This window comes from Rhodococcus sp. NPDC055024, from assembly GCF_053608585.1.
Map to the genome: position 1 here is coordinate 1 of NZ_JBSGVT010000021.1, position 19916 is coordinate 19916.

The 19916-nt window shown below is 63.1% G+C and carries 15 protein-coding genes; 6 read left to right on the forward strand and 9 right to left on the reverse strand.

The window, feature by feature from the left end; all coding sequences use genetic code 11:
- Positions 1-38 precede the first annotated feature (38 nt).
- The 3 genes from ACWF6P_RS29055 to ACWF6P_RS29065 form a co-directional block, all read right to left on the reverse strand.
- Positions 39-2096 (reverse strand): neutral/alkaline ceramidase, encoded by a 2058-nt coding sequence (locus ACWF6P_RS29055; RefSeq protein WP_452623352.1) that lies wholly within the window; start codon positions 2094-2096, stop codon positions 39-41.
- 95 nt (positions 2097-2191) lie between these two features.
- Entirely contained in the window at positions 2192-2920 is a 729-nt protein-coding gene (locus ACWF6P_RS29060; RefSeq protein ID WP_378535077.1) for an acetoacetate decarboxylase family protein, read from the reverse strand.
- Positions 2917-3777, reverse strand: coding sequence for an SDR family oxidoreductase (locus ACWF6P_RS29065; RefSeq protein ID WP_452623353.1), 861 nt, complete (start codon positions 3775-3777; stop codon positions 2917-2919). Before ACWF6P_RS29065 ends, ACWF6P_RS29060 begins: the two co-directional genes overlap by 4 nt.
- Positions 3778-3916: 139 nt before the next feature.
- On the opposite strand from ACWF6P_RS29065, the gene ACWF6P_RS29070 reads away from it, so the two are divergent.
- Positions 3917-5122, forward strand: a complete 1206-nt coding sequence (locus ACWF6P_RS29070) for a cytochrome P450 (RefSeq protein WP_452623354.1) — start codon at positions 3917-3919, stop codon at positions 5120-5122.
- Here the strand turns inward: ACWF6P_RS29070 and ACWF6P_RS29075 are convergent.
- Positions 5111-5545: a cupin domain-containing protein gene (locus tag ACWF6P_RS29075; protein WP_230814803.1), complete on the reverse strand. Its 435-nt coding sequence runs from the start codon at positions 5543-5545 to the stop codon at positions 5111-5113. The genes ACWF6P_RS29070 and ACWF6P_RS29075 overlap by 12 nt on opposite strands.
- Before the next feature lie 125 nt (positions 5546-5670).
- On the opposite strand from ACWF6P_RS29075, the gene ACWF6P_RS29080 reads away from it, so the two are divergent.
- A complete protein-coding gene (locus ACWF6P_RS29080) occupies positions 5671-6027 on the forward strand; it encodes a hypothetical protein (RefSeq protein WP_452623355.1) in 357 nt (118 codons plus the stop codon).
- 16 nt (positions 6028-6043) lie between these two features.
- On the opposite strand, the gene ACWF6P_RS29085 is transcribed toward ACWF6P_RS29080, so the two are convergent.
- Entirely contained in the window at positions 6044-6988 is a 945-nt protein-coding gene (locus tag ACWF6P_RS29085) for an alpha/beta hydrolase family protein (RefSeq protein ID WP_452623356.1), read from the reverse strand.
- A 118-nt stretch (positions 6989-7106) separates the two neighbouring features.
- Here ACWF6P_RS29085 and ACWF6P_RS29090 point away from each other — a divergent pair, with 118 nt between their 5' ends.
- A complete protein-coding gene (locus tag ACWF6P_RS29090; protein ID WP_452623357.1) occupies positions 7107-7757 on the forward strand; it encodes a TetR/AcrR family transcriptional regulator in 651 nt (216 codons plus the stop codon).
- Here the strand turns inward: ACWF6P_RS29090 and ACWF6P_RS29095 are convergent.
- The 4 genes from ACWF6P_RS29095 to ACWF6P_RS29110 all read right to left on the reverse strand — a co-directional run bounded on the left by ACWF6P_RS29095 (position 7713) and on the right by ACWF6P_RS29110 (position 11328).
- Positions 7713-8795: an ABC transporter substrate-binding protein gene (locus ACWF6P_RS29095; protein ID WP_452623358.1), complete on the reverse strand. Its 1083-nt coding sequence runs from the start codon at positions 8793-8795 to the stop codon at positions 7713-7715. The genes ACWF6P_RS29090 and ACWF6P_RS29095 overlap by 45 nt on opposite strands.
- Before the next feature lie 78 nt (positions 8796-8873).
- Positions 8874-9671 (reverse strand): ABC transporter permease, encoded by a 798-nt coding sequence (locus ACWF6P_RS29100; RefSeq protein ID WP_378546509.1) that lies wholly within the window; start codon positions 9669-9671, stop codon positions 8874-8876.
- The gene (locus ACWF6P_RS29105) at positions 9668-10498 is read right to left on the reverse strand and encodes an ABC transporter permease (protein ID WP_378448887.1); all 831 of its coding nucleotides are present in this window, start codon (positions 10496-10498) and stop codon (positions 9668-9670) included. Before ACWF6P_RS29105 ends, ACWF6P_RS29100 begins: the two co-directional genes overlap by 4 nt.
- Positions 10495-11328 carry an ABC transporter ATP-binding protein gene (locus tag ACWF6P_RS29110; RefSeq protein WP_452623359.1) on the reverse strand — a complete coding sequence of 278 codons (834 nt, stop codon included), beginning with the start codon at positions 11326-11328 and terminating at the stop codon, positions 10495-10497. Before ACWF6P_RS29110 ends, ACWF6P_RS29105 begins: the two co-directional genes overlap by 4 nt.
- A 97-nt stretch (positions 11329-11425) precedes the next feature.
- Between ACWF6P_RS29110 and recC the strand changes: the two genes are divergently transcribed.
- The 3 genes from recC to recD are packed head-to-tail and all read left to right on the forward strand — an operon-like array spanning position 11426 to position 19893.
- Complete coding sequence (gene recC / locus ACWF6P_RS29115; RefSeq protein WP_452623360.1) at positions 11426-14707, forward strand: exodeoxyribonuclease V subunit gamma; 3282 nt, start codon at positions 11426-11428, stop codon at positions 14705-14707.
- Positions 14708-14710: 3 nt separating this feature from the next.
- A complete protein-coding gene (locus ACWF6P_RS29120; RefSeq protein ID WP_452623361.1) occupies positions 14711-18028 on the forward strand; it encodes a UvrD-helicase domain-containing protein in 3318 nt (1105 codons plus the stop codon).
- On the forward strand, positions 18025-19893 hold the full coding sequence (gene recD / locus ACWF6P_RS29125) for an exodeoxyribonuclease V subunit alpha (protein ID WP_452623362.1): 1869 nt from the start codon (positions 18025-18027) through the stop codon (positions 19891-19893). The genes ACWF6P_RS29120 and recD overlap by 4 nt, the downstream gene beginning before the upstream one ends.
- The last annotated feature ends 23 nt before the right edge of the window (positions 19894-19916 follow it).

Below are 19916 nucleotides of genomic sequence, written 5' to 3' on the forward strand. Positions count from 1 at the left end.
CCCCTTGTCTAACAAGGGGAGCGATACGTTCACGCGGGTCAGGTGAGGCGGAATTCGGCGGTCACCCCGGAGAAGGGCGTGATCGCGCCGCTACCCCGAGCCTTCGACGCGCCGAAGTGTTGGACTCGATACGTACCCGCCGCAGTATCGGCCGGAACATCCCACGTGATGCGAACGACGGAACCGTTGCTCCCGACCCGGCGCCAGTGCAGTTTGGTGGACCAGTCATTGTCGTCGGCCACCCGCGTCCAGGATCCACCGGTATTGCGCTGGATCTCGTAGAAGGTCCCGTTTCGGTGAGTGTCGTTCTTGGGGTGACCCGTGACGAACTCGACCGCAACCTGTCCGCCTGGTGAGCTGTCGCCAGGCTGAACGGTGGCATCGCCGAATTGTGTTCCCGGCAAAGGTTCGTCGAAGTCGACGCCAGGGCCGAAGCTGGGTTGGAACCCGGACAGGTTGGCGGGCGCAGGGCCTCGAGGAGGTTCGTTGCCGTCGCGCATCGCGGCCGCGAGGGTGGCATACCCCTGCTGATAGGCGGGCAGCGTGTAACGGCCGAACATCGTCGAACCGCCCTCGTACTGCTGCGAATCGTATTCCTGGGGCGTGGTGCAGTAGCTGGAGTACGAGTTCGCGTATCCCTGGAAGATGACGTTCTCGAGGGGTATACCGAGTTCTTCGGCGACGGTTCTGCGCACTCGTAGGCCCGCGACAATGGTGAATTCCGCAGGGCCGCCGACGATGTGGAACTGGCCGATCCGCAGAATCTGGATCTTCAGTACGTTCGGCACCCATCCGCCCGGTGGCAAAAGGCCGACCGGAACGACTACGAGTTTGGGGGCCTGTGCATCCTGAAGCCATTGAGGCACAGGAGCATCCATGCCGCCCAAGGCGTCGATCATGGGGTTTCGGGTGCCCTCGGGGAAGATCGGAATTGCCGGCCCGTCCTCGACGCTTCCGGCACTCATTGCCGCACCGATCGCGGCCGGTGCGGTGCGGTGCTCGCGTCCGTCCGGGGTGAATCTTCCACTCACCACCTGATTTGCCATGTCCAGGTACATGATCCGACTGTCCACGCCACCTGCGACGGTTTCGGAGGCCGAGTCGAAGGCAGTTTGAGCAGCCGCTACCTGGCGGAGCCCGATGATGCGCGCATTCTCGAATTCGTCGTCGGTCGGTCCGCGGCCGGGCTCGAGGAAGAGGTTGGGTGACATGTCGCCGCTGTTGGTCTGCGGAAAAGCAGCAATGAAGCTGGTGTCGCCGTCGAGGTAGCGCACACCCTCGTCATCGTGCTCCCAGAAGTACGCCGCGGCGCCCTTGTTGTCCCCGGAGATGAGATGGTTCTCGTTCGTGAGCGAGGCGCAGTGGGTGGCGAACCAATTGATCGCGCCGATGTCCGTGCTGCCCCGGCTGATTCGCATGACGCGCATGTGGTGGTCGTTGCCGCCGGGGTAGTAGGCCTTGTCCTCTTCAGGATTGAGGTCGAACGCCACTCGCGATCGGTTGACGCTGGCATCGGTGAGATCGGACCGCCCGAAACGGACGGTGCCAGGCGCCAGGTTCTCGTGCGCAGCGCTGATCGCCTCGACCATGCCGTTGACCTCGGCTTCGAACACCTGCAATTCGAATCCGAGAACCGCGAGGTTGTACGCGTAGTTGTGCGAGGCCCCACCACACGCCGCGTGTGAATGGATGGCCGTCAACATGACGTTGCGCTCGGTGTAGATGTCACCGAACCTCCCGGCCAGTCGGCGCAGGACCTCGTCGTGAACGGACTGGAAGATCATGCAGTTGTCGACGCAGACATAGACGACCCGCGACGCGCCGGACTCGAAGATGAAGGCGCGTGCGCGCATTCGCTGGTGCAGGCCTTCGGCGCGTTGATCGAAGCTCGAGTAGCCCATCATGCCGACTTCGGCGACCGGTCCGGTCACATCGGAAATTCCGACGCCCACCTGCAGTGACGCCGACGACTTGTCGGTGCGTGCGGGTGAAACGGAGCGTGCCGGCGAAGCTGCGACGGCCTGGCTCGTCGACAGAGCGGCGAGCGCAGGTGCGGCGGCAGCGCCTGCCAGTACGGTGCGTCGGGTGATCTGCACGAGTGTCCTTTCGGGCGGTCTGACGCGAGTTGGTCAACCGTCCAGGAGTGTAGCCCGAGTCACACGCGACCGAAAGGGGTGCCGTCGGCCGACACTCAGATCGTTGTGGCCTCCCCGAACGTCATCGCCAGGTTTTTGATGGTCGTGGTCATCAGTGCCCGGCGGGGGAGTCCCAGTTTCCGAAGCTCTGCCGCCATCGGGTGGCTCCCCAGCTGAACCTCGGCTCCACCAGGGCGCGATTTGACGCCGGTCGGCGCCATGTCCCACGACGTGCACCTGGTGGCGCCGTCGAGATGCGAGTACGCGGCCAATGACATGTTGGCTCCACCGCCCGGCACGCTGACGCCGGACTTCACACTCAACTGCGTGATGAGTTTGCCGTCGCGCGAGACGGATCCGCGCTTGACCGAGCCGACGTGCTCGGTGTCGAACTCGGCGAGCACCTTCGGGAATCCCCAAATCTCCCGGCCGGCGGCCTTGGTGAACTCGCCGTCCACCGGCAATTCGTGGATGAGCGCCCCCGCAGTCCCGGCAGCGAGCGAACGTAGATCTCCCAGCACCGAAGTGTCCGGGGGCGCAGTGTGGCTGCGCACCATATACGTCACTCCGAATTCGTTGTACGGACCCAGGTCCCCGTCGATGTAGTCGACAAAAACCAGCCCGCAGAGCGCCCGGCCGGGGCGGTACTGGAGCACGGTCAAGCCGGTGTAGTCGATGATCGACTGCGCGGTTGCGCTGGGTACCGAGTACAACGCCATGAAGGCCGATGCGGTGCGAACTTCGACGGGCATCTCGACCTTCTTGCCCAGAATCGTGTAGCTCATGGCGCGACCACCCCGCGGAGTCCGTCGGAGCCGTAGACGGGTTCGAGCATCGAGCGGAAATCCGGTCCGCGGCGCAGCATTTGGCCTCCGTCGACGTTGATGATCTGCCCGGTGATCCAGGTGGACTGCGGTCCCAGGAGAAAGACAGCGAGTCCGGCGACGTCTTCGACCTCGCCGACGCGTTCGAGCGGAGTGTTTGCCAGGTAGTCGTCCAGGATGGGGCCACCGTCGGTGATGAGCGCGACCAGATCCGTTCGGGTCAGCCCTGGCCGGATCGCATTGACACGAATGTTGCTGGCGCCCAGTTCGTCTGCCGCCAACTGCACCAGGTGGTCCACGCCGGATTTCGAGACGCCGTACGCGCCGAACCAGCGATGCGTGTTGCTGCTGGCGATCGACGAGATCGCGACGATGGATCCGCCGCCTCCTGCCACCAGCGCCCGAGCGCCGTGCTTGATCGTCAGCATGGTCCCCGTGACGTTGAGGTCGACGGTGCGACGCCACGCGTCGACGTCGAGTTGCGTGACCGGTGCGATGGTTTCGTTCCCACCGGCGCAGGCCACGACTCCGTCGAGCTTTCCTGTGGCGGACACCGCCGCGGCGACAGCGGCGACGACGTCCGTCTCGATCGTGACGTCGGCAGGGGAGACGCTGACCGATCCTTCCGGACTCGACTGCCGGATCGATTCGGCGGCAGCATCAAGTTTCTCCTTGTTTCGTCCGCAGATCGTGACGTGAGCGCCGGACGCAACCAGCGAACGCGCGATGCCCAGACCGATGCCACTACCGCCGCCGGTCACCAGTATCGATGTGCCGGCGAAAGTGGGTATGCCCGCTGAGGCGGTGTCGTCGTCCATGCGTGTCTCCTGGTCGTTGCTCCGGCGGGCTCGCGTGCTGCTTCTGGAGGTTTTCCGGTTCGGCTTCGGTGAAAACGCCCCACGCTATATAGGAACAGGTTCTACTTATTGAGGCAAGGGTTGTGCGAGAGGCGGAGTGATGGCTACCAGACCGACCTTCGATTTGATCGACGGGCGCTTCTACAGCGGAGACCTCGGGAATGTGCGCGACGCGTACGCGTGGATGCGCGATCACGAGCCCGTGTATCGAGACGACGCCAACGGCATCACCGCGGCCGCAAGCTACGACGCCGTCGTTGCAGCCGAGCGGGATCCCGAACTGTTCTCCAACGCCGGTGGCATCCGCCCCGAAACCGGTCCGTTGCCGCAGATGATCGACATGGACGACCCGCAGCACCTCACACGTCGACGCTTGGTCAACGCGGGTTTCACACGTAAGAAGGTCGAAGCCAAGGCCGGCCGTATCCGGGAGATCAGCGATCAACTGATCGACGCCGTCTGTGAAAAGGGAGAAGCCGACTTCGTCGCAGACCTGGCAGGACCGCTACCCATGGCCGTCATCGGCGACATGTTGGGTGTTCGCCTCGAGGAACGCGCGATGTTTCTGCGGTGGTCGGACGATCTGGTGAAGGCATTGGGAAGCAACGCTTCCCAGGAGCAACTGCAGGCCATGATGGCTGCGTATGTCGATTTCACCGCGTACATGATGCGAACCATCGCCGAGCGGAGGAGCGACCCTGCCGACGATTTGGTGAGCACGTTGATTCACAGTGAGGTCGACGGCGAGGCCCTCTCCGATCAGGAAATCGTCAACGAATCCCTGCTGATCCTGATCGGCGGTGACGAGACCACACGGCACGTGCTCAGCGGCGGCATGGAACAGTTGCTGCGCCATCCGGACCAGCATCGAGCACTGGTCGACGATCCCGATGCCATTCCGTTGGCGATGGAGGAGATGCTGCGGTGGTCCTCGCCCATCAAGAACATGGCTCGAACCCTGACCCGTGACACCGATTTCTTCGGTGCGCAGCTGAAGGCCGGAGAGAAGATGCTGCTGCTCTTCGAATCGGCAAATTTCGACGAGTCTGTGTTCCTGAACGCCGAACAATTCGATATCGGCCGCACGCCGAACCCACACGTGGCCTTCGGCTTCGGAACTCACTTCTGTCTGGGCAATCAGCTGGCCAGGTTGGAGGGACGGATCATGTTCGAGCAACTGTTCGCCAGGCTGGCGGACATGGCACTTGCCACCGACGCACCGTTGCAGCGGCGCGCCGCAAACTTCGTGTCCGGACTCGAATCGATGCCGGTGCGGTTTACGGCTTCGGCGCCGTCAGCCGGGTAGTTGGCAGTTGGGAGGCGCAGCGTCTTCGGAGAGGGGGCTCCCCGCCGGATTGACGTAAATGACCTCGAGAACCAGTGGTGTTGTCTGAGAGTTGTTTCCGATGTGCACATGATCAGAACCGCTGGGTTCGATCAATGTATTTCCGGCGCTGTAGATCCCGTCGACGGAGCAATCGGATCGGTAGTGGCTCAGCGTGCCCTGCGCGATCAGTGCGTAGAGCGTCCCGTCGTGGAAGTGCCAACCGGTGGAACCGCCTGGGTCGATGGTGATCTGGCGCAGGATGTAATCCTTGCCGTCGAAAGTCACCTGCCCGAGGATTTCACCGTGCACCCCCGTGCTCGGTGTTGCCGACGCATTGATCGGCGTCAGAGACAGCCCGATCGCTGCGGACACTGCAAGCAGAACCTGATGACGTTTACGCATGAGCGGCCCTCCCAGACGGATGTGCTCCTGAGTGTCCTCCGTCGATGCCCGGTTTATCCCAGTTTTCGTGGATCCAGCACTGCGAAGGCAGAGGTATGCCCTGGAGAGGCGGTTACGCTCGTGCCATGCAGCAAGTCGCGACGAGGCGCCGGAGCCAGCCGCCGCCTGCGCGCTTCATGTTCGAGGCATTGATCGATCCGTACCGCCAGCCCGCCCGGCACTGGCTGGAACTTCTCGAGAGCGAGATCGCACCGGAGATCGTCAGGGCTGAAGAACCGGAGCTGGTGATCTGGTCGTCGATCTGGCCGGACCGACCCGACGCCGTCATCCGATTCGACATCGAGGCGGTCGGAAACAGCACGATGCTGCGTTGGACGCTTTTCCTCGAAGATCCGATACCGTCGGAGGCGGAGGTCGTGCGGATGCGAAAGCGGCTCAACACCTTGATAAATGCGAATCTCAGGTTCAACTTCGGCCAGTGAGTTGATCACTGCCGCATTACTTGGTGTCGACTCGGCCGATCGGGTCGGCGTTGTCGCTGAATGCGGCCCGGGCCGCTGGCCAGCTGGTCTCATCGACGCGCAACGCGGTCCGAAGGTAGGCAGTACTCATCCGTTGGATGGCGGCGACCCGCTCGGGGTTTTCGTCAGTGGTCTCGGCGACTTCGTATCCGACGATTCCGCCGAGTGCGTGCTCGGCACCGTAGAAGGTCAGGAGGTCGGTAGCTCCGGGGCTGTGCGTGTAGGCGTCGGTGAACCAGTCAGGTCCGCGGCTGGACATCTTGGACTGGTCGTGGTCGCCCGCGACGACGAGTGTCGGCGTCGTCAGTTCCTGGAACGAGGGGCGCATGAACGGGAAGTTCGCCTGCGCGAACGGATGCAGGTTCGCGCCGCCGAGACCGGTTGCTGCGAACAGGATTCCCGCGGTGACGCGACTGTCGGACATGTCCTGGCCGACCTGGCCGGCCTCGTCGAAGATCCGTGCTCCGAGGAGCGACTGAGCGGTTTGCCCACCCCAGGAGTGACCCGTGGCGGCAACTCGACTCCGGTCGATGCGGCCGGCAAGTCCGGGCACGGCAAATTCGATGGTGTCGAGCTGATCAAGGATGCGTGTGAGATCCGCGATCCTCTCGGTCCAGATCGTCGGGAACACCGGATGGTCGAACCCGAAACCGTTCCGGCGCGAGTCCAGATGTGTCGGCTGGATCACCATGAATCCGTGGGAGGCCCAGAATGCCGTGAGCGGCGAGTATCCATCGAGGTTCCACCCGTTGCCGTGGGAGAACACCACAACGGGGAGGTTCGTGCCTGCTGCCGGAGCAGACACACGTACTTCCAGCGGGACTGGTCGATCGGGGGCGAACAACTCGACGGGGGCAACGGAGACGACCGGGGTGCCGGCGCCGATGATGCCGTTCAGCATGTCGATCATTGATGAGGTCATGGCAAGTTCCTTGCTGAGGCTGCACCCTGCGATACTGGTTATCGGAGCGTCGCTCCGCAACATTACGGAGCGTTGTTCCGTAATGCAAACATATGTCGTGAGTCAGCGAGGAGTGCACATGGCTGATGCGCAGGACGAGCAGTCGCGCGTCGCGTCTCCCAAGCAAGTCGGTCGCCCACGTCGGAGCGAGCAGGCGCTGCTCGACGCGGCGGCAGCAGTGTTCGTAGAGTCCGGGGTCGACGCTCCGGTGCGGGAGATTGCGGCGAAGGCCGGCGTCGGCATGGGGACGATCTACCGCCACTTCCCGACGCGCCCCGAGTTGGTGGTCGCCGTATACCGACACCAAGTCGAGGCGTGTGCGGACGCGGGCCCACAGATGCTCGCGGAGAGTGCAACGCCCGAGGCGGCTTTGCGGGCATGGGTGGCTTTGTTCGTGGAGTTCCTGGTCACCAAGCATGGGCTCGCCGGCGCACTGCAAGGAGACAGCGCCGGGTCCGACGCTCTGCACACCTACTTCGTCGACCGCCTCGTCCCGGTATGTGACGCCCTCCTCGAGGCGGCGCTCGAGTCCGTTGGCACTGCTTCGCGGGTCGATGCGTACAACGTGCTCAAAGGCATCGGGAACCTTTGTATTGGTGCTGGGTCCGATGCCCGGTACAAGGCCGAGGTCCTTGTACAACTATTCATCTCGGGCGTACTCGCGCGAGAGATTCGCTCAGCTCAGTCAGATCAACTCCGGATTCTCGGCGTACACCTCCTCGAGGATTGACATGTCGAACAGTTGGTCCGCCGTAATCTCCAGCCCCGCTTTCGACAGTGCCGCGATGTTCTGCTCGATCAGTTGTGGTGTCATCGTGAACAACCCGTTGGCTTTGGTATCTGCCGACACCACCAGATCGTTCTGTGCGGTGGCTTCCTTGATTTGCTCTTCGAGTTCGAGGTTCTGGTCCTTGCCGTAGACCTCGACGGCAAGCCGTGCCGACTCTGCCGGATCAGCGACCGCGTCCTTCCATCCCTGGATCTCGGCCTTGAGAAATGCCTTGAGTTTGTCCCTCTCGTTGTCGATGGTGGACTGGAGAACCGTGAACGATTCGGCGACCAACGGCAGGTTGTAGTCCGCGAAGAGGAAGTGGGCGTTGGGGAAACCTTTGGCGGCCAGTGTGATCGGCTCGTTGGTCACGTAGGAGACCCAGCCGTCCACCTCGCCGTTCGCCAAGGGGCTCGGATCGAACTGCGCGGGCACGATCGTCATCTGGCTTTCGGTCAGGCCGTTTGCTGCCAGGAGAGCTCCGAAGACGAGCTGATTGGAATCCTGGACGCCGATCTTCTTGCCGATCATGTCCTGTGGTGAGTTGATCGGTGCCGCAGCGGAACTGACAATCGCAAACGGGTTCTTCTGGAATGTCGCCCCGACGATCTTTGCCTCCAGTCCGTCGAGTACGGCGGGGGCCGTGAGCTGCGGTGCGGACATTCCGATCCACACCTTGCCGGTGTCCAAGCCGGCTTCGACGCCCGTGCCGGCTGCGCCGCCTGCCACCAGGTCGACATTTCCGAAGCCTGCATCCTTGTAGTAGCCCTTGTCGAGAGCGAAGTACTCGCCCGCGAACTCGATGTTCTTGATCCAGGACAACTGCACTGCAACTGTTCCGAATTCGGAACCGTCGTCCGTGGTTCCGCCACTCGAACTGCTGGAGTCATTGCTGCACGCGAGCAATGATGCACTACCGGCGACTGCGATGCCGGTCAGCGCGGAGTAGCGGAAGAAGGCCCTGCGGTCCAGCTGTCGGACGGGCTTGAATGGCGTCATGAATCGGAACACTAGGGCCAGTCGGTTTCGTTCAGTTTGCTTGGGAGAGAGAGTTTGTTGAGGTCGTGTTAACAGATGTCACGACTTGCCCGCCGAGGGGCCGAAACGAGACAGAGCGATGCTTTCGAAGATCCCGACCACGGCGTAGAGGATGATCGACACCACGGTGATCACCACGATCGATGCCCACAGTTCGTTGTACTGATAGCGCGGAATGGCTTTGATCATGCTCGAACCTAAACCTTGGCCGCTACCGAGCCATTCGCCGATCAGCGCTCCGATCAAGGCGCCGGGTACGGACACCCTAGCGGCGGCGAACACCGCCGGAAGTGCGGACGGTACGGACACCATTCGCAGTGCCGTCCAACGACTCCCGCCGTACGCGGCAATGAGGTCTTGTGCCTGAGCCGGAGCGGCGCGCAGACCGACCATGATCATGACGAGGGCTGGAAAGAACACCACAATCGCAACCATGACCGTCACACCCACGATTCCGCGCCCGAATATCAGGACGATGATCGGGGTCATCGCAACGAGAGGAACAGATCGTAGAAGCATCGCAACGGGCATGAAAGTCTGTTCGACAGTACGCGAAACGACAAAAATGGATGCGACCACGAGCGCAGCAGTCATTCCGACGGCAAAGCCGACACCGGCGTCGCGCAGAGTGATGAACAGGTTGTCGACGATGCCCGAACGCGCATCGGCAGATTTCGGCCCGGAGAACAGATACTCCCAGACGTCGGCCGGCGTCTTTCCTACACGCGGCCCCACCTGGGGGAAGGCGTTGAGAAAGACCACCCAGATGACAAGCAACAGCGCCGAGGCAATGGCAATGGGAGCGAGGAATCTCAATGTTCCTCGTAGCGCGGTCATTTCTGTGCTCCCGGAGCGCTGGTCCATGGCGTGACGAGCCGGGCGATCGCTGCGACGACGGCGTACCCCAGACCGGCGAGCAAGGCGGCGGCGATAGCCATTCCCCACGTTCGCGGGACGTTGTACGACGTCTGAGCGGCCGTGAGTGCGACGCCGATCCCGCTGTCCACCCCGCCGAGATACTCACCGAGAATTGCACCCAGTACGGCCGAAGGTGCAGCAATCTTGAGGGCAGCAAAGGTGCTCGGAAGTGCGCTCACAAGTTGAACTTTGGTGAACTTTTGCCAACGCCCACCGCCGTAGGCGGCGACGAGATCGAGGCTCGTCTTGTCTGCCGATCTCAGGCCCGCAAGCGTGCCGACCATCGTGGTGAAGAAGCAGTACATCGCTGCGAGAAAGATCGTGGGGGTCCGGCCGCCGAAGACCACCAGGATGATCGGGCCGAGCGCCAACAACGGTGTGCAGTAGCTCAGGATTGCCAATTGCGTGGCCAACCCCTCGATGGGTGGAATGAGAACGACAAGCACGGCAAGCGTGATCGCCAGCAGGTTTCCCCAGAGAAAGCCCTGTAGCGCACCGGACGCCGTGACGGTGAAATTGGGTCCGTACAGCGACCAGCCGTCGTCGAACATTGTCGAGACAACCACCCACGGCGTCGGAATCGTGCCTCCCGCAACACCGGCGGCGGCGAGAATCCACCAGAGAGCGATCAGTCCGCAGATGCCGACTGCACCGCCGAACCATGTCGGACGCTTCAATCGGATCCGGCGCGGTGCTGATGGCTGCGCCGCTGCGGCCGCGACGTTCTCGATATCGGTGATGGTCATGCGACGCCTGCTTTTCCGAAGAGCAGTCCGGAGAGGTAGTCGTGGATCTCGTGGAACTCGGGTGTCCGCATCATCTCGGGCGTCCGCGGGCGCGGCAGGTCGATTGGAACAACTTCGAGGACGCGTCCGGGCCGCGGCGTCATTACAGCGACGACGTCCGAGAGGAACACAGCCTCGGCGATACCGTGCGTCACCATCAACGTGGTGGCCGGCTTCTCGGTCCAGATCCTGAGCAATTCGATGTTGAGCCGTTGTCTGGTCATGTCGTCGAGCGCGCCGAACGGCTCGTCGAGTAGTAGGACGCTCGGCTTGACGACGAGTGATCGTGCGATCGACACACGCTGACGCATACCGCCGGACAATTGAGCGGGCTTGGCCTTCTCGAATCCTTCCAGGCCGACGAGAGCGATCAGGTCGGCGATCTGGTCGGGGTCGGGATCGATGCCGGCAACCTGAAGCGGCAGTTTGATGTTGGAGGTCACCGTCCGCCACGGCAGCAAAGCCGAATCCTGGAACGCGATTCCGAGTTCGCGACGCTTGCGCAACTCGGCGGGGGACTGCCCGTTGACAAGGGCCGTTCCCGACGTCGGAGTATCGAGGCCCGCGAGAATGCGGAGAACGGTGGACTTCCCGCAACCGGACGGCCCGAGCAGAGACAGAAACGAGCCTTCGCTGGTTTGAAGGGACACGTCGGTCAGCGCGGTCACCGACCGACGACCCATCTCGAAGGTCTTGCCGAGGCCGGTGATGTCGAGACCGGTTCCAGCGGGGCGAGGTGTGGCGGTGGGACTGGTCATTCCCGCACAGTACGAACGTCCGGTTGCGGTCATGTTGCCTGCGCGTCACCGCTGCGTGAGGCTGGTTCGGCACGTCATGTCACAGCACCGTGGTGAGATGGACCTCTGGACGGAGTGACGGGAGCGAAGATTGCTGAAGTTGTACCGGGCCGAGCGTTCGGACACCTTGGTCTCGGCGTTGGCCACGCTCCTCCGTACCCCGCTGTCGGATCCATTCGCCCGGGAAACTGTGGCGGTGCCGGCCAAGGGCGTCGAGCGTTGGCTCAATCAGCGGCTGTCCTCCCAGCTAGGCACGTCCGGACCGTCAGCAGTGGACGGAATTTCTGCGAACATCGCGTTTCCTTCACCCGCGCGCCTGGTCGCGGAGTCCGTGGCCGCGGTCAGTGGAATCACGGCTGACGACGACCCATGGTCGCCGACGCGATTGGTGTGGACGGTTCTCGAAGTGATCGACGAGTCCCTTGGCGAGCCCTGGTGCGGAGTCCTGGCGAAACATCTCGAAGGCCATCGTGAAGGTCGACGGTTTGCCTCCGCCACACATGTCACCGAACTCTTCCGCAGTTATGCCGCGCAACGCCCGCAGATGCTGATCGACTGGGCCGCCGGGCGGTTGACCGACGGACACGGATTGGCGCTGTCGGAGGATTTCGAGTGGCAGGCACGTCTGTGGTGCATCGTCGCGGACAGGATCGACCTCCCGGGACCTGCAGAGCGATTGGGGCAGGTAAGCCGCGCTCTTGTCGAGGATCCGGCCTTGGTCGACCTACCGGAACGCCTGTCGGTCTTCGGGCCGACACGTCTGCCGGTCGATCAGCGAATGATCTTGAGCGCCCTGAGCGCGCATCGGGACGTGCACGTCTGGCTCCCGCATCCGAGCCCCGCCTTGTGGAACAAGATGAGCTCGCGCATGCAGCCTCGAAGTGAGAGTGCGATCCGTCGTGCGGAAGACGGGTCGGCCCTGATATCCGCCAATCCGTTGCTGTCGAGTCTTGCTCGCGACGTTCGTGAACTTCAGATCAGCCTCGGCGCCGCCGAGTTCGAGTCGGTGCATCTTCCCGAACCAGCCGGCCCGAAATCCCTCCTGGCGACGGTCCAAGCCGACGTCATCGCAGATCGTGCTCCTAGTGCTTCAGCGGAACCCGATGGGACAGTTCAGGTCCACGCTTGCCACGGGCCGGCACGGCAAGTCGAGGTGCTCCGCGAATGTCTGCTCCGATTGTTCGAGGACGACCCGACATTGCAGCCGCGCGACGTACTCGTGATGTGCCCGGACGTCGAAACTTACTCACCTTTGGTTCGTGCGGCATTCGGGCAGGGCGTCCATGGTCACCCCGGGCATCTTCTGCGAGTTCGTCTGGCAGACCGCGGATTACGTCAGACCAATCCGGTCCTTGCAGTTCTCGGCTCTCTGCTCGAATTGGCCGACGGCCGGGCCACCGCCAGTGAGATTCTCGACCTTGCTGCGACTCAGCCTGTCCGCACGCGTTTTTCGTGGGGTGACGACGAGTTGGAAAGATTGCGGGAGTGGACGACGGAAGCGGGTGCTCGCTGGGGAATCGGCAGTCGCCAGCGTGCCACGTTCGGTCTCGACGCGTTTCCGCAGAACACATTCAACACCGCCATGGACCGAATCTTGTTGGGGGTCAGCGCGGACGAGTCGGAAAACGCCTGGTTGGATCTCGCGCTGCCACTCGATGACGTGGACGGCACCGACATCGATCTGAGTGGACGTTTCGCAGAATTCGTCGATCGCCTGGCCGTCTCGCTTCGCGACCTTGCCGGCCCGCATTCGCCGGTCGAATGGCTTCGCGTGCTGATGCGGGCTCTGGATCTGCTGACCGACACAGTGCCCGCCGATTCCTGGCAGAGCGCGGGGGCTCACCGCGAGTTGGTAGCTGCTGTCGAATTCGGCGGAGAGACGGTGTTACGTCTGGCCGATGTTCGCGCGATGCTCTCGCGCAGCCTCGCGGGCAGACCTACGCGTGCCAATTTCCGAACCGGCGAACTGACGGTGTGCACGATGGTTCCGATGCGTTCGGTGCCGCATCGCGTCGTCGTGCTGATCGGGCTCGACGACGAGGTCTTCCCCCGAACCGGTGGAGTCGACGGTGACGACATCTTGTCCCGTGATCCCGTTGTGGGGGAGCGTGATCTGCGCAGTGAAGACAGGCAACTGCTTCTCGATGCCGTGATGTCTGCGGGTGAGCACCTGTTGCTGTTGTATACCGGTGCCGATCCGGTCACCGGTGTCGTCAGACCGCCGGCGATCCCCCTCAGTGGTCTCCTCGACGTACTCAGCGCGACGGTGGGCCCCGACGCGATGAACGGAGTGCTGACACGGCATCCGTTGCAGTCGTTCGACAATCGAAACTTCTCACCGGACAAGCCGTTCAGCTTTGATACGGCAGCCCTGGCCGGTGCGAGGGCTGCCGCCGGAACACCGATCGAATTGCCGACAGTCTTGTCGGCCGATCTACCCGAGGTGCATCCGAAGGAAGTGAACCTCGCCGACCTGGTGAACTTCCTCGTACACCCCGCCCGTGGTTTTCTGCGCCAACGCCTCGGCGTCCGGGTACCGGAACTCGACGACGACATCGCGGATTCGCTGGCAACCGAGCTCGATCCGCTGTCCACCTGGGCTCTGGGTGATCGAATGCTTCTCTCGCGCTTGGCTGGTCGCAGCTCCGCAGATTTCCGTGCAGCCGAGTGGCGCCGCGGTACTTTGCCTCCGTACAACCTGGGCGCCACGGTTCTGGGCAACGTCGAGTGGGTAGTAGACCAACTTGCCGGTCTTGCATTGCCGCACCTCGACGGCGACGCCGAGGCCGTCGACGTCGACATCGACCTCGGGGACGGGCGCCGACTCACCGGAACGGTGACCGGGGTGCACGGTAATTCCGTGGTTCGGGCGTCGTATTCCTCACTGGCGCCCAAACATCGGATGACGGCCTGGATCAACCTGCTCGCCCTGAAGGCTCACGGACGACCCGGTGTGCTTGATGCAGTGTCCATCGGAAGGGGTCGGGGAAAGATAGCAGCGGCGCGATCAGTGCTCGATGCGCCAGGTGACGCCGTCGAACTCCTGAAGCAGCTGGTGGACCTTCGCGAGCGGGGACTTCAGCGACCGTTGCCGATGTGGGCCGCCACGTCAGCCGAATACGCGCGCCGACGCTTCGGCGGCGAGTCGGTCGACGATGCGACAAACGGAGCGGACACCCAGTGGACCGGACAGTACGGCGAGATGATCGATCCAAGCAACGCTTACGTTTTCGGTGAAGCACGAACGCTTGCGGAGCTGGCGGCGGACCCGCCATCGGACGACGAGTTCGTCTGGGCCGAGGAACCGACTCGGTTCGGAGTTCTCGCCCGACGACTGTGGGATCCGTTGCTGACCAACGAAAGAGCGGAGTAACCCGTGGACTTCGATCTTTTGGGGCCACTGCCTACCGGTACCACGGTGTTGGAAGCGAGTGCCGGAACTGGCAAGACCTACGCGATCGTCGGACTCGCGACTCGTTGTGTTGCCGAAGGTCTCGCTGACATATCGCAAGTTCTGCTGGTGACATTCAGCAGGGCTGCCACTCAGGAACTTCGTGAGCGTGCCAGGGAGAGGTTTGCCGGAGTGTCCGCCGCTCTAGTCGACCCAGAGACGGCACGGCGGTCGGAAGATGATCTGGTGGCCTACCTCGCCACAGCTGACGACGAGGAGATCGGCGTTCGGCGTCGTCGACTCCTGCGTGCCCTCGCGGAGTTCGACGCCGGCACCATCACGACCACCCACAGTTTCTGCCAGCGGATGCTCGACGGTCTCGGCATCGCCGGGGAACGTGAGCCGGATACAACTTTTGTAGAGTCGGTCGACGACCTGATCAGTGAGGTCGTCTCGGATTTGTACCTCAGCCGCTACAGCCGGACGGACTCGTCTCCACCGTTCTCCACGAAGGATGCGCTCGCCATTGCGCGAAGCGCAGTCGGCGATGGTCAGGCAATTCTCGAACCCGATGGCGAGGAGGAGACCGCACCCGGCCAGCGCGTCCTGTTCGCGGCTGCTGCTCGTGTCGAGGTCGAACGACGTAAGCGGACCAAAGGAATTCGCGACTTCAACGATCTGCTGACGCTGTTGCACGGTGTATTGACGGATCCGGAATACGGCCCCGTCGCGTGCCGTCGGGTGCGCGAGAAGTTCAAGGTCGTGCTGATCGACGAGTTCCAGGACACCGATCCGTTGCAGTGGGACATTCTGCGGTTGGCCTTCCACGGACACACCACCCTGGTCCTGGTCGGTGATCCCAAACAAGCCATCTATGCGTTCCGCGGGGCAGAAGTCCTGAGTTATCTCGATGCGGTCGATCAGGCGGATGCGCACCAGGAGTTGACCACCAATTGGCGTAGCGACCCAGGGTTGTTGGCGGCACTCGAACACCTCTACGGCGGCGCCGCACTCGGTAACGAGGGCATCGTCGCGCATCCGGTGGAGGCTTCGCACAAGAAGTCTCGGTTGTCCGGGCCCGTGCCGATGCGTGTGCGCCATCTACCGCGAACCGGAGCCGGCCCGCTCAATCGTTCGGGATTTCCGGCAGTCGGCAGACTTCGCAGTCGTGTCGCAGACGACGTCGCAGCAGACGTGGTCGGTCTGCTGGGCAGCGATGCCCGATTGGCCGTCGACGGTGATCTACGCCCGGTCGAACCGGGAGACGTCGCGGTGTTGGTACGCACCCACAAGCACGTGGCGATGATTCGCGATGCGCTCGATGCCGTAGGTGTACCGTCCGTGCTGACCGGTGGGTCCAGTGTTTTCGCGACACCCAGTGCGACGCAGTGGCTGTGGCTGCTGCAGGCGATCGAGCAGCCCCATCGCTCCGATCGTGTCCGGTTGACGGCCCTCTCCCCGATTTTCGGGCGCACCTCCGAAGAACTGGACGCGGACGGCGACAACGTCGTCGCGGAACTCGCGGGTCAACTGCGCTCCTACTCCGGGTTGTTTGCGCGCGTCGGGTTCGCGGCTGTGTTCGAAAGGATCTCTGCCGAAACAAATCTGGAGAAGCGTGTACTCGCGGCCCCTTCTGGCGAACGAGATTTCACCGATCTGCGGCACGTCGCACAACTTCTCGGTCGCGTCGCCACCGAGGAAGCGTTCGGGTTGAGCGCACTGGTTCGCTGGCTTTCCGACCGGATCAAAGACCCGACGTCCGGGAGTGCCACCGACCGAAGCCGTCGCCTCGACAGTGACGCTGCCGCAGTGCAAATCGCGACGGTGCACGCCACCAAAGGGCTCGAGTTCCCGATCGTCTACGTCCCGTTCAGTTGGGAGAGCGTTGGCGGCTTCAACTCGCCGACGCAGCTGTTGCACGACCCGGAGGGACGCCGCATCCTCGACGTCGGTGGGCAGGAAGGCCCGGGATACAACGCCAGAAAGACTGTTGCGGAGGCCGAAGAAGCGGGCGAAGAACTGCGGCTGCTGTACGTGGCGCTGACCCGGGCGCAGTGCCAACTAGTGCTCTGGTGGGCGCCGAGCTACGGGACCTCGCGCTCGCCACTGCACCGGTTGATGCTCGGACGTACACCCGGCATCGCCGAACCTGCTCGGGTAGTGAAGGTGCTCGACGACGGTACAACCGCAGCACGTCTCGCAACCTGGCCGGCAGCAGCTTCCGACGTGATCTCGGTGGAACCTGTTGGTCCACATCCACCCTCGCCGGTCCAGTGGTCCAGAGCAGCCGCGGATGTGTCCGAACTGGCCGCGGCGAGTTTCGGTCGAGACCTGGACACTCTGTGGCGTCGTACGTCGTACTCGGCACTCACCGCCGGAGCTCACCACGCGGTCACGACCACCGACAGTGAAGTCGAGGATCCCGAAAAGGACGACGAGCCGGACGATTCCGTAGACATCGGGACTGTCGCCCCTTCCCCACTGGAGGCGTTGCCTTCACCAATGAACGGACTTCCTGCGGGCGCCGCATTCGGCACGCTGGTGCATGAAGTGCTCGAGGTGGTGGACACGGCTGCGGCAGATCTGAGGGCGGAACTCGGGAGGCGCTGCGCCGAGGCGGTCTCGATTCGGGCGGCCGAGGTGGACTCGGAGGCACTCGCGGATGCGCTGTATCTGGTGATGCAGACTCCCTTGGGATTCGGAACCTTGGCCACGATCGGGCCGAAAGATCGTCTTCCCGAACTCGATTTCGAACTCCCACTGGCCGGTGGCGACGATCCGGTGTCGATGAGTGTCACACTCCGCGGAGTGTCGGAACTGTTGAGGCGCCACCTTCCCGCCGAAGACATTCTGGCGTCGTACGCCGACTATCTGGACCGTGTCGAGACGTCCCCGATGCGCGGATTCCTGACGGGCAGTATCGACGCCGTATTGCGGATCCCGGGCCCGTCGTTCGTGATCGTCGATTACAAGACCAACCGGCTCGGCCGCGGTGATCTGACGGCTGCCAACTACACGCGCGAACTCATGGCGACGGAGATGATGCGCTCGCACTATCCGCTGCAAGCGCTGCTGTATTCGGTTGCATTGCATCGGTATCTGCGCTGGCGACTGCCCGACTACGATCCGCACCGTCATCTCGGCGGCGCTCAGTATCAATTCGTGCGCGGGATGCTCGGCCCGGACAGCCCGCCGGAATGCGGTGTCTTCGAATGGAAGCCGCCTGCTCAGTTGACGATCGAACTGTCGGATCTGTTGGCCGGTCTTGACGCGTCCCAGACAACAGGGGAGAAGATTCGATGACCGAGGCGCAATTGGCGCAGCGCGCCAAAGGGATCGTGCGGATCTTCAACGAAGCTGGGGTGCTGGTTGCCGCCGATGTTCATGTCGCGACGAGAGTGTGCAGCCTGGGCGGTGAAACGTCGGACGAGGTGATGCTGGCCGCAGCGTTGGCGGTCCGGGCCGTGCGATCAGGTTCGGTGTGCCTCGATCTGCGACGGATGCGTGATGTGAGCGTCGACAACGCGACGGAAGAAGAACTTACCTCGTTGCCGTGGCCCGAACCGTCGGAGATCGTTGCCGCCCTTCGGCTGAGCCCTCTGGTGATCGGCGGAAACGCCGGCCCGCTCAGGCCGCTCCGGTTGGTCGACACGGACGACGGTGAACTCCTCTACCTCGATCGATATTTTCTGCAGGAGCAGACGATTCGGCGAGTCCTCGGTGAGCGTGCGTCCACCTGGCCACCCGCCGACGTGAAAGCCGTCCGAGCGCGACTGGATTCGTTGTTCGCCGACGAGAACGGTCCGACCACCGCCCCTGATCGTCAACGGATAGCCGCTGCTCTCGCCGCGACACAGTGGACCACGGTCATCGCCGGTGGGCCCGGAACCGGCAAAACCCATACGGTCGCACGTATTCTCGCGCTTCTGTCGGCAGAGCTGGAATCGAACGCCCGCATCGGACTGGCCGCACCGACGGGTAAGGCCGCAGCACGGCTGCAGGAGTCCGTTCGTGAGCAGACGGCGAGCCTTGGCCTTCCCAAAGAACTCGCGGCCATGACGTTGCATCGGTTGCTCGGTTGGCAGCGGGGGAGTTCGAGTCGCTTCAAATACAATGCCACCAACAGTCTTCCCTACGACGTGGTCGTCGTCGACGAGACGTCGATGGTCTCCCTAACGTTGATGGCGCGCCTGCTCGAAGCCGTTCGCCCCGATGCCCGGCTACTGCTCGTCGGCGATCCCGATCAGTTGACCTCCGTCGACGCCGGCGCTGTTCTTGCTGACCTTGTCGCCCGCCCGGTAGAAGTCAGTAGAAATCCGGCGCTGACACAGTTGGTGGGTGACGATCTCACGGCCACTGGTTCCGAAGAGGCGCTGAGTGCGGATGAGCAGGATCGTCTGCGGGGCGGGATCATTCAACTCTCACGTGGGCGCCGCTTCGACGGAACCATTGCATCATTGGCCAGAGCAGTACGCGCTGGAGATTCCGCTGAGGTTCTGCGTATCCTGCGCAGCGGTGATCCCGCCGTGTCCTTCCATTCTCCCGAGGATGTTGACGCATTGCGCGCCGATATCGTTGCGGGTTCAGAGGTGGTGACGGCGTCGGCCGAGGAGGGTGATGCGATCGGCGCCCTGAAAGGCCTGGAATCGCACCGCCTTCTGTGCGCGCACCGTGACGGACCGTACGGAGTCGGGCGGTGGGCGCAGCAGGCGATGGAGTGGGTCGGCACGGCATCAGGGCAATTCCTGGACCCGACGAGGTGGTATCCGGGCCAACCCCTGTTGGTGACGGCCAACGACTACGAGGCCAAGATCTACAACGGGGACGCCGGGGTGATCGTGCAGCGTGAGGATGGCGTTCCCATTGCCGCCTTCCAGCGTGGTAGTGATGCGTTTCTGCTTCACCCGAGCCAACTCTCGTCGGTGCAGACCGTCTACGCGATGACGATTCACCGGAGCCAGGGCAGCCAGTACGACACGGTATCGGTGATGTTGCCGGCCGAGGCGTCGTCACTGCTGACCCGGGAGTTGCTGTACACGGCGATCACTCGCGCCAGAAACCATGTGAGAGTGATCGGCACCGAGGATTCCGTGAGGGCGGGAGTTCAGCGACAGGTGCTCAGGGCAAGTGGGCTGCGTCGTGAGATCCGTCCCTACGACGGGCCGTGAAAGTCGGATCTTGCTGATTCTCT

What these genes read in the sequence shown, in the direction of transcription:
- ACWF6P_RS29070 (WP_452623354.1), top strand. Translation starts at nt 3,917, where the DNA reads ATGGCTACCAGACCGACCTTCGATTTGATCGACGGGCGCTTCTACAGC.
- ACWF6P_RS29060 (WP_378535077.1), bottom strand. Translation starts at nt 2,920, where the DNA reads ATGAGCTACACGATTCTGGGCAAGAAGGTCGAGATGCCCGTCGAAGTT.
- recD (WP_452623362.1), top strand. Translation starts at nt 18,025, where the DNA reads ATGACCGAGGCGCAATTGGCGCAGCGCGCCAAAGGGATCGTGCGGATC.
- ACWF6P_RS29100 (WP_378546509.1), bottom strand. Translation starts at nt 9,671, where the DNA reads ATGACCGCGCTACGAGGAACATTGAGATTCCTCGCTCCCATTGCCATT.
- ACWF6P_RS29095 (WP_452623358.1), bottom strand. Translation starts at nt 8,795, where the DNA reads ATGACGCCATTCAAGCCCGTCCGACAGCTGGACCGCAGGGCCTTCTTC.
- ACWF6P_RS29105 (WP_378448887.1), bottom strand. Translation starts at nt 10,498, where the DNA reads ATGACCATCACCGATATCGAGAACGTCGCGGCCGCAGCGGCGCAGCCA.
- ACWF6P_RS29075 (WP_230814803.1), bottom strand. Translation starts at nt 5,545, where the DNA reads ATGCGTAAACGTCATCAGGTTCTGCTTGCAGTGTCCGCAGCGATCGGG.
- ACWF6P_RS29080 (WP_452623355.1), top strand. Translation starts at nt 5,671, where the DNA reads ATGCAGCAAGTCGCGACGAGGCGCCGGAGCCAGCCGCCGCCTGCGCGC.
- ACWF6P_RS29090 (WP_452623357.1), top strand. Translation starts at nt 7,107, where the DNA reads ATGGCTGATGCGCAGGACGAGCAGTCGCGCGTCGCGTCTCCCAAGCAA.
- ACWF6P_RS29110 (WP_452623359.1), bottom strand. Translation starts at nt 11,328, where the DNA reads ATGACCGCAACCGGACGTTCGTACTGTGCGGGAATGACCAGTCCCACC.
- ACWF6P_RS29085 (WP_452623356.1), bottom strand. Translation starts at nt 6,988, where the DNA reads ATGACCTCATCAATGATCGACATGCTGAACGGCATCATCGGCGCCGGC.
- ACWF6P_RS29065 (WP_452623353.1), bottom strand. Translation starts at nt 3,777, where the DNA reads ATGGACGACGACACCGCCTCAGCGGGCATACCCACTTTCGCCGGCACA.